This is a genomic window from Neochlamydia sp. AcF65 (assembly GCF_018342435.1).
Classification (GTDB): Bacteria; Chlamydiota; Chlamydiia; order Chlamydiales; family Parachlamydiaceae; genus Neochlamydia.
Window position 1 is genome coordinate 1 of the sequence record NZ_JAEMUE010000061.1, and the last position, 12,577, is coordinate 12,577.

Here is a 12,577-nt window from a genome sequence, read left to right on the forward strand (position 1 = left end):
GCCAATTTTAATGAGCGACAGGGCTTCAAGCTTCGCGGCTTTTAAATTGAGTTTCCTTTATTTTTATCACAAATGTCAGATTAAGTCCTATCTATTACAAATAATTCGAGGTCTACCATTCTTTGTCTCTTTTAGGTAGATCTTTTGTCGATCAAAATTAATACAATCCCATGTTAATCCCAAAATCTCTTCTTGTCTCATCCCTATAGTAATGACCAAAAGCACAACAGGCAACCCATGTTCATTACGGCTATTTTTACATCTTCTAATAGTGCAAGACATTCGCCAGAAGAGGCAATCTTCTCCCTTCCTTTTGATTCTTTAAATTTAGTTACTCGTAGGCAGGGGTTATCATCAGTCATCCAACCGTATTCACGAATACCATATGCCATGACCGTTGAAAGCGGGGCCAAATAGCTCTTGACAGTAGCAAGAGAACGTTTAAGGTGTTTTGATGTTTTCGCTTCAGCAAGCTCTTGACACCATTGAGCAATCAAATCAGGTGAAATTTTAGTACACTATATTAGCCAATTTTATCATGTCACCAAGCAAGATGTCGCTGCATATTCCCAGCGTCTTTAGGCTTGATAAAAAGAGCGATTATTATGTCGCGATCAATAATATCTGTCAAAGTCTGCTGGCCTTTTTCTTTATCTGTAGGAGCATAACCTTATCGCTTACGTGCTTCTTCTATTTTGGCCCAATGCTTGGCCTCTTCTTTTGGAGGAAAGGTTTTAGATTTAGGAGGAAAGCCATCGCTTTGACGGATCATTACTCTATGGCAGAGGGCTTCATTTTTTTGGGGAAGTTTTTGAATCGTTGCCATCTAGCTCATGCTTCATTTTGGATGGTTAGCTTGAGCAGTGACAAGATTACTGTGATGATAATTGCTGGGATGTATAGGGCTGCGTGTGCCACGCACGACCCATTATAGTGGCTTGGGTTTTAATGATTGAGCGTAATCATCGTAAACTTTAAATACTGGATCTAAAGATTTTATAAAAAGTGGGGCAACCTGGACTTGAACCAGGGACCAACGGGTTATGAGTCCGTTGCTCTAACCAACTGAGCTATTGCCCCTAAGAAGTAAGTAGCATAACAAGGAAGATTTCATAAATCAAGTATTATTCAAATTTATTTGCTTTTAATGGCTAAATTCTACTTTCTCTCCCTTCAATTTTTTTTTACCAGCAAGTAAAAAATGACCTATAGTGGTGATTAGAAACTCAATATTGAATGAAAGCAAGGGTGCCTGTATCCTTTGACGATCAATTTTGAGCAATTTGATCAAGAGATGAGACAAACAAACTGCGTTAAGCCTATGCAAATGGGGAAAGGAATGTTTTTGGTCGCCATAGCCGCAAGGATAACCTTTTGCTCGCATAGCTCTACACTTATACCCTTTATTTTAAGAGAAGCACGAACACCTAGGACGGAGATATTCTTAGTGATGCAATTGATGTTTATGAGCTAATCTTGTAGACTTAATCTCAAAAAGGAAACTGCAATGGCTCTTCCCCTACAAAAATTACGTGAAATTATTTTCCAGATGCTATACAGCTATGATATTGGAAAAGCTCATCAACAAGATATGATTGAGCTAATGATGAAAGAGTTAGCCGTTTCTCGCGCTTCGGTTATTATGGCTCAACAGAAAGTGGAGGAAATACAAGCTATCCAAGGCGAAATTGATGAAATGATTGCAGGTGCCTCTTTTTCTTATGCATTTGATCGTATTCAAACTGTCGAACGTAATATTTTGCGCCTAGGAGTTTATGAACTTTTCTTTGCAAGCAATATTCCCCCTAAGGTTGCTATAAGCGAAGCAGTCAGGATGTCACGAAAATTCAGTACTCCCGAATCAGCCAATTTTGTTAATGCCATTTTAGATACTTTGTACAAAGCACGAGCTGGTGAAGAAATAGACCTTCAAAAAATCTATAAAACTATTGAAGAAATGAATCAAAGCGAGGAAAAATCTAGCAGCCTTCCTTTAGAAAAAGAAATGGCTAAGGAATGAGACTGTGAATGATGATAAGCTATCTTCAAAGCTTCAAAATAACAAGCTACTAAAAAGCGTATGCACCTTCGGAATTGGAGGCGCTGCCCATTATTATCGAGAAGTCCATACGATTGAAGAGATGCAAGCAACTCTTATTTATTGCCATATCCACCATCTTCCTTTTTTTATTTTAGGAAAAGGGTCCAACTGCCTTTTTGATGATCGTGGATTTGCAGGCCTGGTGATTCATAATAAAATTGATTTTAAACATCAACAGCCAGAGGGAATCTTTCATGTAGGTGCGGGCTATAATTTCTCATTGCTGGGCTCCCAAACTGCTAGGGAGGGCTGGTCAGGCCTAGAATTTGCCTCTGGCATACCTGGCAGCGTAGGCGGTGCTGTCTATATGAATGCAGGTGCAAATGGACGAGAGACGCATGATGCTTTAAAATCCGTAGATTTTATCAATCAGCAGGGAGAATTAAAAACTTTTTATAAAGAAGAGCTTACTCATGCTTATCGCACCTCAATCTTCCAATCAATGCAAGGAGCTATTGTAGGAGCTACTTTTCAATTAAACCTTTCAAGCAAAGCACGCCAAAAGCAAATAGAAATTATTACTTATCGTAAGCAAACCCAACCTTACAGCAATAAATCAGCAGGATGTATTTTTCGCAATCCTGATCGCCATTATGCGGGGGCTTTGATAGAAAAAGCTGGTTTAAAAGGTACCCAGCTGGGAGGAGCGAAAGTTTCTGAAATTCATGCTAATTTCATCGTTAATGCAAATAACGCCACCTCTCAAGAAGTTTTAAAACTTATTGAACACATAAAAGAACAGGTAAAAATTCATTGCAAGATTGAGTTGGAAAGTGAAGTACGCTATATTCCTTATGAAGTGGAACGCGCATGAAAGAGTTCAGAGCAGATCTGCATTGTCATACTACATGTTCTGATGGAACCTCTTCACCGGAAGAGGTCATTAGAATGGCCGCTGAATTAGGCTTATCCGGCTTATCCATTACTGATCATGATACTATTGATGCCTATAGCCAAGTCCTACCTCTAGCACAACAGTTAGGTATGAAAATCATTCCGGGCGTAGAGTTTTCTTCTTTTCAAGGAGAGGTAAGCGTGCATGTTTTAGCCTATTCTTTTCCCATCGATAGCCCTATTATTAAAGATTTCTGTAAAAAACATGTGGAAAGACGCCTTCATCGCAATCGCGAAATTTTAAAAAAACTTGCCGCCCATGGATTTCCTTTAGAGGAAGAAGATGTGTTAGCAGCCATGGCCGGCAATAAGGTTTTAAATGCTAGCAGAACGATAGGCAGGCCTCATATTGCCTTAGCTATGCTTAAAAAAGGCTATATTCACTCTATTCCTGAGGCTTTTAATAAGTATTTAGGTGAAGGAAAAAGCTGCTATGCCCCCGGCGAGTATTTTACGTTGGAAGATACCATTAATATTATTCATCAAGCTAAAGGGTTGGCTATCATTGCCCATCCTCATCTGGTGGATAATCCCCCCACTTTGAAAAAGCTTCTGGAGATGAATTTTGATGGAATAGAATGTTATTATGCTAAATTCAATCAAAAAGCTCATAAGCGTTGGCTTAAAATCGCTAAACATCGCCAGTGGTTGATTACCGGCGGCTCAGATTATCATGGTGCCCTTAAACCCCATATACCTTTAGGCTCTTCCTGGGTTACCAAAGACCATTTTGATATCCTAAAAGACCATTTTGATAAAGTTTCCTTAAATTAATGACTACCATTTTCCCCTCCTATAAAGAATTAATTAAAAAGCTTTTTAGCGTTAATAAACATGGAGGAATGAAACTGGGGTTAAATAATATGTGCAGGCTACAAAGGATTTTAGACTTTCCTGCCAGCCACTATAAATGCATCCATGTAGCAGGATCGAATGGCAAAGGTTCGGTAACCACAAAAATAGCTAAGGCTTTACAAGCAGAAGGTTACCGTGTAGGTCTATTTACTTCTCCCCATATTTCAACTTTTCGTGAAAGAGTAAAAATTAATGGCCAGCTTATTGATGAAGAGGCCACAACAGCTCTTCTAGACAAAATATTTACACACATTGCAAACGAGCAAATCCCCGCTACCTTTTTTGAAATCACTACGGCTCTAGCTTTGGCTTATTTTGCCCAGCAAGAGGTAGAATATGCTGTCTTAGAAGCTGGATTAGGAGGCCGGCTGGATGCCACCAATATTGTTACTCCTAAGCTCTCTATTATTACCTCCATTAGTCTGGAACATACCGAGTATTTAGGACAAACGGTAGAGGAAATTGCTAAGGAAAAAGCAGGAATTATTAAGGTTGGGGTCCCTGTTATCATTGGCCCCCGCGTTCCTAGACCTGTTGTTGAAAAGATCGCCAAGCTGCAAAATAGCCCTTTAACTCAAGTAACTGGTAATTTTAGTAATTTTGATGAGGAAAATAACGCGATTGCTAAGGCAGCTTTGCAAACACTTGCTGTCTCTGAAGATTCTCTTCAGCTTGGTCTTAAAGCATTGCCGCCTTGCCGACTTGAGCTTGTCTGCCAGGCACCACCTACACTTCTTGATGTAGGACATAATCCGGATGGCCTTAGCCACCTTTTTAAGGCCATTAGACAAAGGTATCCCCACAGGCCCTTACGGATTATTTTTGGTTTATCCAAGACTAAAGACGTAGAGGGTTGCTTAAGAGTTCTTAAAGAATATGGGGAGCATTTTCATTTGATTGAGGCTTCTAATGGTCGCGGCGTAGAAGTTGCCGTTCTTTACCAAAAAATGATCGAGCATCACTTTCCTTTAAGCTCTATTTCCATTGACACTACCATCCCTTATACCACTCAAAAAGCCCTACTTCTTGCTAAACAGCATCAACAAGTTTTAATTATTTGTGGCACTTTTTTTATTATGCAAGAAGTACGTGCCAGCTTAAAAATAGAGGAGCCTACGGATGACTACGATCTTAACGAAAGATAGCCCTTTAAGCTTTTTAGTAACTTGTAGGATCTAGCTTTACTTTACCATAGAAAACTTTATAAATAACAATGGTGTAAGCTACCACAAGAGGAACTCCTATGGCCGCTATTAATAATAAAATTTCCAAGGTTTTTGCTGTAGACGAAGAGTTATAAATGGTTAAACTTAAAGCCTGAGGATCGTTAACAGCGCGCACCACGGCTGGATAGGTACCTGCTCCATAGAGAGCCATTAAGCATATTATATTTCCGCACGAAGAGAGAAAAGCCCAACCCTCACGTCCTTTGGAGATTTCTCGAGGGATATTGGCAATCAAAAGCACATTGATAACGGCAATGATAAAAAGATCTTTGCGACTCCTTACGCTTTCAGCCATATGAGGAAAATAGATTAAAGTAGCTACGGTGGTAATGGCATAAAGAACTATAAAGAAAATAATCGCAGGATTGACTTTTTGACGAAGTCTATCGTGCAAGGACCCTTCAGTTTTCATCACCAGATAAATAGCTCCATGCATCATAAATAGCGCTAATGCCATCATGCCTACCAAAAGAGCATAAGGATGCAATAATGTCCAAAATGTGCCTATAAATTCTCCATTCTCATCTAAAGGGATTCCTACAATCAGATTGCCTATAGTTATTCCTAAAGTTAAAGAGATAATCACACTAGCTATAGTAAACATGCTATCCCATGTCCAACGCCACCATGCCATAGGTTGCTTACTACGAAATTCGATAGCGACGGCGCGGAAAATTAGTCCTGTAAGTAAGATCATAATAGGAGTATAAAAGGCTGAGCATAAAGTGGCATAAACTTGGGGAAAGCCCGCAAAAAGGGCCCCTCCTGCGGTCACTAGCCAAACTCCATTGCCATCCCATACGGGAGCTATAGAATTAAGAATAATGCGTCGCTCGTAATCATTTGCGCCCACTAGGTGCATCATTCCCACACCTAGATCAAATCCATCCAAAATAGCATAGCCAGTTAGAAGGATAACAAAAACCATGAACCATATAACTTGTAAATTTTCTAAAGCAATCATTCCTTTTCCTTATCTTGGGTAAAAACGTCTTGAACAAGTACATATTGCTGATGATAGGGAGTAGAGACATCTCCAACCGCTAGGTCCATAGGACCATGTTTAAACTTTTCATTGAGCATGTAAACAAATAGAATAAATAACAAAGTATAAACAATTCCAAATAGAATGATCGAACCTAATACTTGCTCTGCTACCACAGATTTAGAAAGGCCCTCAGAAATTCTAAGCAAGCCCTGCACAATCCAAGGATAGCGTCCCATCTCCGCCGTTACCCATCCTGCCTGATTACCGATTTGAGGAAAAAAAGAAGATGCCACTAGAAGACGGAGCATCCATTTTTTCTGAAATAAGGTTCCTTTGCGCCACAAATAAATAGCTAATAGAGTGGTCATCATCATACAAGCCCAAGTGGCTATCATAAGATGATAAGTTTGAAAAACCACAGATACGCGGGGCCAATCCTTGCGGGGAACAGTGTCTAAACCTTTTACCTCAGCATTAAAATCACGAAAAGTTAAAAAGCTTAATAGATAAGGAATTTTGAAGCCATAATCTAAGGTTTGTGTCTCGGAATTGGGAATGCCCCAAATAGATAAGGGTGCCCCTTTTTGAGTCTTGTAAAGGCCTTCTATTGCGGCCAGCTTAGCCGGCTGGTATTTGGCAATTATACGAGCGCTCGTATCCCCTGTTATTAATTGTAAAATGCAGGCAACTAGCGCCACACTCAAGCCAATCTTTAAAGAATTTTTAGCAAATTCATGATGGCGCTTCTTCAAAATATAATAAGCCGCTAAGCTGATCACCAAAAAAGCTCCTGCCAACCAGCATCCAATAATAGTATGAAATAAGCGAGTCATGGAAGAAGGATTAAAAACCATTGCCCAAAAATCGGTAATCACTGCCCGCGCTTTGATTCCCTCTCCCTCAATCACAAAGCCGGCAGGAGTCTGCATCCAGGAATTGGCCACTACAATCCAAATAGCACTAAAATGTGCACCCAAGCAGACCATCCAAGTAGCAAAATAATGCATGCGTGGGCTTACCCGGTTCCATCCAAAAAGAAGCAAAGCTAAAAACCCTGATTCTAAAAAGAAAGCAAAAACTCCTTCTGCCGCAAGGGCACTACCGAATACATCTCCCACAAAGCGTGAATAATTGGCCCAATTTGTGCCAAATTCAAATTCCATCACTATTCCGGTAGCTACACCCATAGCAAAAGTTAAAGCAAAGACTTTAGTCCAAAATTTGGCCATTTCCAAATAGATAGGATCTTTAGTTTTTATATAAATTCCTTCCATAATGACTAATATAAGGCCTATGCCAATACTTAGAGGAGGGTAAATATAATGAAACATAATGGTCAGAGCAAATTGGAATCGCGCTAGTATTTCTACATCCATTTATAAACCTTCGCTTTTTTTAAGATAAGCTCAGCTTAATGAAATAAAAATTTTCATCAAATAAAAAACCTAATGTTGTATGCTTTTATCGATTTTACCAAGGCAATAAAATGAGCAAGACCCAACTCATGGGCATTTTGAATGCTACCCCGGATTCATTTTATGATAAAGGTCGTTTTTTTGAGATAACTTCAGCTGTAGCCCGAGGACATCAGATGCTAGCTGAAGGTGCCGACATCTTAGATGTGGGGGGTGAATCTACACGTCCAGGAGCTCCTGTCGTTTCTTTAGAAGAAGAAATAAAAAGAGTAATTCCCCTGATTCGGCATCTAAAACAGGAGCTATCCATCCCTATTTCTATCGATACGATGAAACCTCAGGTGGCTGCCGAAGCCGTCGAAGCAGGAGCTACCTGGATAAACGATGTAGGAGGCTTTCGCCATTCAGCCATGCGTGAAATAGCGGCCTCCTCCGGAGTAAAATTATGTGTCATGCATATGCAAGGCACCCCTCAAACCATGCAAAATGCTCCTAGTTATGAAGCATCTATTATCGATCATTTAAAGCATTGGTTCTCTAATGTGGTTAATACATTAATGCAGTCGGGAGTTAAAGAGCATAATATTGTCTTAGACCCAGGCATTGGCTTTGGAAAAACCGTTGCCCATAATCTTGAAATCATACACAATTTGGCAGAGCTTAAGAAGCTAGGGTTTCCTGTCTTACTTGGAGTTTCGCGAAAGTCTTTCATGGGCAAGATACTTAACAAATCGACAGATGAGCTATTACCTGCAACCTTGGCAATTAATTCGGTTGCCATCCTTTCCCATGTAGATTTTATTCGTGTGCATGATATCCAAGCGCACCGCGATATCATTGATTTATTAAGTGTTTATAATAAGTAAAAAAAGCTATGCATATACTCAGTTGGTTTATTCCTGCTATTGAAATTGCTGTAATTGCCATCGTGGTTTATTATTTACTCTCTTTTTTTTGGAATACGCGCACGATGGACCTTTTATTCGGTCTGTTAGCAGTTGCTTGTATTTATGCCTTATCAATTTGGTTGCATCTGCCTGTGATTGAAAAGCTTATTCATTATTTTGTTAGTGTAGCGGTAGTGGCCCTATTAATCATCTTTCAACCAGAACTACGGCTGGCACTTTCCATGCTCAGCGTCAAAGGAAAAAAATATCGAGAAGTGACAGAATTTGATAAATTCTTGGATAGTATGGCTCAATCCATTTATCGTCTTTCTGAAAAACGTGTAGGAGCTTTACTTGTCCTTGAAAATCAAGATTCTTTAGATGAGTATGCCAATAAAGCTGTCATTATGAACGCCAATTTTTCATCTGAGTTATTAGAATCCATCTTTATTAAGACGACCCCCTTACATGATGGAGCTGTCATTATTCGAGGTACCACTATTCTCTCAGCAGCAACCATTCTTCCTTTAGCAGACGATAGTTCGCAACTGTCAAAATCTATGGGCACTCGTCACCGTGCAGGATTAGGAACAAGCCAACATACAGATGCGCTAATCATAGTCATCTCAGAAGAAACAGGTAAGGTAGCTATAGCAAGAGATGGAATAATGACTAGAGGCGTCAAAATTGATCGCTTTAAAGGCATTATGCGCAGCATATTTACGCCTCCTAAGACTACTATTCAATCCAGCTTTGATGCGATAGGACGCTTAAAAACATGGAAACGTTAATCTATAAGATATTTTTAGAGAATTGGCAACGTAAAATAGTAGCGGTTGCATTAGCAGTTATCTTGTGGTTATGTGTAAACTATTCTATAACCGCCACTAAAACTATCCTGGGCGTGCCCATAAGAATTATCAATTTGCCCGCTGATAAGACGATTCAGGGTTTATTACCTAATGGTATTTTAAATAAACGTATAGCCCTCACTTTAAGCGGAAGAAAAAATGTTATTCATGAATTGGAACCAGGGGATTTAGAAGTCTTAATTGACTCTTCAAGTATTGATCGGGACGAATGGGTGCTTCTCATCACTAAAAAAAATTTAATTAGCTTAAGTCCAGATATTGATCTTGCCCATAGCATTTCTAATGTGGAGCATCCGGAGTTTATTATTAAAATGAGTCGCCTTATCGCTGCAAAAATACCTATAACTATTCTCCCTCCAATTGGAAACAGCCCTCCTGGCTATGAACTCCTGGATATATGGCCTCAAAAGCTTATACAAACGCTAAGTGGTCCTGAAGAGGCGATCCAAAGCTTGAAAGCACGTGGCTTGGAAGTTGTCTTTGACTTAAATGAAATTACTAAATCCGAATTAGATGCTATTCACAGTGCTCATCTAAATGCCCAAAATGATGAAATTAGCTTCCCTATTCCTAATCATTGGAAAGAAGTGGCCATTCCTTTTCATAATAATAGTTTGGAAGAAATTAATGATCCTGAAGCTCAACATTTACGCATCGACTTTTTAAGAAATGAATTTATTCCCATCGATAAAGAAATTCCCATTCGCATCTTTTACCCTTTAAAAACCTTAGAAGATATCAATCCTCAAACGTGCACTTTAGCAATTAGTGATAAAGTAAAAGAACGGCATGGAACAACCATTTTTACTCAAAAAATATTCACCAAAAATGTCAGTAGCCTGTTTATGGAGATTATTAAACCAAATATGGAAATTGTTATCAGCGCGGCCCCCAAAAATGAACGAGAAACGTTACTTTGGAGCTTAGAAGTTGTGGCGGCTGAAGATTTAGAAAACACCTATGTCGCTTATTTCCTGGGTGATCTGCTAAAATCTCTTTATAACCCCGACATTGCTCTCTCCCCCCAGCACCAAGAAACCTTGTTACGCAAACGTTTCCGTGATTATTTGCAAAAAATAACCTTATATTCTTCCCCCGACCAAAAGTTACAGATTGACAGCTATTGGGAAGACAAATTTATTAAGGTCAAAAGCTAATTATGCCTTCCACACGTTTTTTTCTTTGCTCCAGGCTACAGGCCGGCCAGGAAGTTATCTTAGAGGGTAATGAATTTCATCATTTAGCGCATGTCATGCGTTTAGAAGAAGGTGAGCAAGCTGAATTTGTTAATGGCGCAGGAACCCTTGCGATAGGTGTTTTAAAGCAGCGAGAAAAAAAACAGGCTAGATTCGTTATCGAATCTTTCATTCAACAAGAAAAGACTGGCCCTGAATTAATCCTCGCTCAAGGATTGCCTCGGCTTAATCGTCTAGATTTTATCATTGAAAAAAGCACTGAATTGGGAGCTACTCAAATCTGGCTATTTCCCGGCCAAAGTAGTGAGCGAAAATCCCTTACTGAGCATCAATTGAAACGAATGGAGAGTTTAATGATTGCCGCTATGAAGCAATGTGGACGCCTCTATCTTCCGTCATTAGTCATTAAGCCTGCACTTAATCAATGGAACTCATTGAAAATTCCTGCTTTCTTTGGAGATGTGCGAGAGAAAGCTCCTTTCTTTTGGCACATTCATTCTCCCGGTAAAGAGGCCCTTTTTTTTATAGGTCCTGAAGCGGGCTTTACCCCAGTAGAGATAGAACGATTAGGGCAAATAGGTGCGCAGGGTGTGAAACTTCATCCAAATATCTTACGTGCCGATACCGCTGCTTTGGTTGCTTTAAGCATTATGAGCCAATAGATAAACTCCGGCAGGCATTCTTTATCCTTCCTCTATTGGAGGGAGATTCTCAAAGCCATCAAACAGCTGTTGTGCTCGTACATCCCAAGTATGCTCCTTCATCACTTTTTCACGTCCTTCAGCGATAACTTCTTCACGCTTTAAAGGTTTTTTCAAATATTCTTCTACCCAGGTGTTGACCTCCGCCCATGCGTGCGGCGAATAAATAAGAATGTTTTGCTCGTGTTCAAAATTTCTTCTGATCCAGAGATTATCGCTGGTAATAGGTAGAGCTCCACAAGCCAAACCATTAAAAATTCGTTCATGTGTACCATTTTTAAAAAAAGGCATGCTATTTAAGCATATTTTACTTTGTTTGAGGATTTCTAGGCCTTTTTCATAATTAACGGCCGGATGAATAGTCACATTTTGCATGGTTCTTAGGCTATGTTCCCATCCTAAAATGGGCTTTTCACGACGCCAGCAAAGATCTCCAAAGACATGGACCTGCGCATTTTTTATAGAGAGAATAAGCTCTGTACGATCTTTTCCGCGCATGTAGTTATCGACATAATAAGCATAATGAATAATTTTATCTTCTAATTCATTCTCATTATCGCAAGAACAAGCTTCCTCTTGCACTATTTTTTTAACCGCTGAATAGACGGAAGTCTTATTGTCGCTTAACACTATTTCAATTGCCTTTTCTATGATTTCTATATCATTTTTTTTCATTGTCTGACGCCAATAAGCACGCAAGTTTTCATGATCATAACAACTGCCTAAAAAGACAACTTCATAGGGTCTTTCTTGGTTCATAGCAGGTCCCAATTCCCTTTCTACAGCATGGGCAAGAAAAAAAGTTTTCGAAAAATTTTTAGAATAAATATAGTCGCAATCTCCATGGTCTACGCAGGTAATGATAGTATTTTTGCTTCTGAGTACATCTCTATAATTGTAGGCAGGATCGACAAAGAAGGCCAGATGAGGAACTCCCGTATGATCTGAAATATATTTGCCATCTTCTGAGATCATAGAATTAAATGAGCAGGTAAAAATGGTTTCCTGAGGATTACTTGCCCTTATAAATTCTCTACTCTGCTGCTGCAAAGTATGATAATCGATAATGCTTGTTTCAATGCCTAGACGATTAAAAGCTTCGGCGAAACGGGCACAAAAGTAGCGTTTAGATTCGTAAAGATTATAGTTAGAAAGAAAGGCGATATGCATATAAGATACTCTCCCATTATTCTTAACTTGCTATAACCTCCAATATTTTTCACCCAAAATTTACCTATTTCCTCATTTCCTTTTTAACTCTCCTTTGCTTCAGGGCGTTTTGATGAGAAAGATTTGACAAATGCTATATAAATCTAGAATTATCTTCTTTCTAAAAGAAGGAGGTAACAATGGCCAGAAGAAAAACCACTGATAAAAATTTTGCTGATTTGCAAGAAGAGATTGATTTAGAGAGATTTAGAGAAAGCGTAAGATCTAACTTT

At 39.3% G+C, this 12,577-nt stretch carries 13 protein-coding genes and 1 tRNA gene; 8 read left to right on the forward strand and 6 right to left on the reverse strand.

Translation table 11 applies throughout. The annotated features are described in order from the left end of the window. Positions 1-87 precede the first annotated feature (87 nt). From NEOC65_RS09815 to NEOC65_RS07325, 3 genes are all read right to left on the reverse strand, one after another. On the reverse strand, positions 88-282 hold the full coding sequence (locus tag NEOC65_RS09815; RefSeq protein WP_349305301.1) for a tyrosine-type recombinase/integrase: 195 nt from the start codon (positions 280-282) through the stop codon (positions 88-90). 388 nt (positions 283-670) lie between these two features. After that, positions 671-826 carry a hypothetical protein gene (locus NEOC65_RS09645; protein WP_242678215.1) on the reverse strand — a complete coding sequence of 52 codons (156 nt, stop codon included), beginning with the start codon at positions 824-826 and terminating at the stop codon, positions 671-673. Positions 827-1,006: 180 nt separating this feature from the next. Then, positions 1,007-1,080, reverse strand: a tRNA-Ile gene (locus tag NEOC65_RS07325). Between the two features lie 427 nt (positions 1,081-1,507). Here NEOC65_RS07325 and nusB point away from each other — a divergent pair. From nusB to NEOC65_RS07345, 4 genes are read left to right on the forward strand one after another with little or no spacing between them, the layout of a single operon-like run. Continuing rightward, complete coding sequence (gene nusB, locus NEOC65_RS07330) at positions 1,508-2,020, forward strand: transcription antitermination factor NusB (protein WP_166156706.1); 513 nt, start codon at positions 1,508-1,510, stop codon at positions 2,018-2,020. A gap of 4 nt (positions 2,021-2,024) precedes the next feature. Beyond that, positions 2,025-2,915 (forward strand): UDP-N-acetylmuramate dehydrogenase, encoded by an 891-nt coding sequence (murB, locus tag NEOC65_RS07335; RefSeq protein WP_166156703.1) that lies wholly within the window; start codon positions 2,025-2,027, stop codon positions 2,913-2,915. Next, positions 2,912-3,769 carry a PHP domain-containing protein gene (locus NEOC65_RS07340; protein WP_166156700.1) on the forward strand — a complete coding sequence of 286 codons (858 nt, stop codon included), beginning with the start codon at positions 2,912-2,914 and terminating at the stop codon, positions 3,767-3,769. The genes murB and NEOC65_RS07340 overlap by 4 nt, the downstream gene beginning before the upstream one ends. After that, positions 3,769-4,995, forward strand: coding sequence for a bifunctional folylpolyglutamate synthase/dihydrofolate synthase (locus NEOC65_RS07345; protein ID WP_213151811.1), 1,227 nt, complete (start codon positions 3,769-3,771; stop codon positions 4,993-4,995). The genes NEOC65_RS07340 and NEOC65_RS07345 overlap by 1 nt, the downstream gene beginning before the upstream one ends. A 13-nt stretch (positions 4,996-5,008) precedes the next feature. Here the strand turns inward: NEOC65_RS07345 and cydB are convergent, their stop codons facing one another. Both cydB and NEOC65_RS07355 read right to left on the reverse strand, forming a co-directional pair. After that, positions 5,009-6,040: a cytochrome d ubiquinol oxidase subunit II gene (cydB, locus tag NEOC65_RS07350; RefSeq protein ID WP_166156648.1), complete on the reverse strand. Its 1,032-nt coding sequence runs from the start codon at positions 6,038-6,040 to the stop codon at positions 5,009-5,011. Continuing rightward, positions 6,037-7,440: a cytochrome ubiquinol oxidase subunit I gene (locus NEOC65_RS07355; protein WP_166156645.1), complete on the reverse strand. Its 1,404-nt coding sequence runs from the start codon at positions 7,438-7,440 to the stop codon at positions 6,037-6,039. The genes cydB and NEOC65_RS07355 overlap by 4 nt, the downstream gene beginning before the upstream one ends. A 110-nt stretch (positions 7,441-7,550) precedes the next feature. Here NEOC65_RS07355 and folP point away from each other — a divergent pair, with 110 nt between their 5' ends. Genes folP through NEOC65_RS07375 form a run of 4 tightly spaced genes read left to right on the forward strand, consistent with a single transcriptional unit; the run spans position 7,551 to position 11,096 of the window. Continuing rightward, positions 7,551-8,345, forward strand: coding sequence for a dihydropteroate synthase (gene folP, locus NEOC65_RS07360; RefSeq protein ID WP_166156642.1), 795 nt, complete (start codon positions 7,551-7,553; stop codon positions 8,343-8,345). Positions 8,346-8,353: 8 nt separating this feature from the next. Continuing rightward, the gene (cdaA, locus tag NEOC65_RS07365) at positions 8,354-9,157 is read left to right on the forward strand and encodes a diadenylate cyclase CdaA (protein WP_166156639.1); all 804 of its coding nucleotides are present in this window, start codon (positions 8,354-8,356) and stop codon (positions 9,155-9,157) included. After that, a complete protein-coding gene (locus NEOC65_RS07370) occupies positions 9,145-10,395 on the forward strand; it encodes a YbbR-like domain-containing protein (RefSeq protein WP_166156636.1) in 1,251 nt (416 codons plus the stop codon). Before cdaA ends, NEOC65_RS07370 begins: the two co-directional genes overlap by 13 nt. 2 nt (positions 10,396-10,397) lie before the next feature. After that, positions 10,398-11,096 (forward strand): RsmE family RNA methyltransferase, encoded by a 699-nt coding sequence (locus NEOC65_RS07375; protein WP_166156633.1) that lies wholly within the window; start codon positions 10,398-10,400, stop codon positions 11,094-11,096. 21 nt (positions 11,097-11,117) lie between these two features. Here NEOC65_RS07375 and NEOC65_RS07380 read toward each other — a convergent pair whose 3' ends face one another. After that, on the reverse strand, positions 11,118-12,305 hold the full coding sequence (locus NEOC65_RS07380) for a glycosyltransferase family protein (RefSeq protein WP_213151813.1): 1,188 nt from the start codon (positions 12,303-12,305) through the stop codon (positions 11,118-11,120). Positions 12,306-12,577 lie beyond the last annotated feature (272 nt).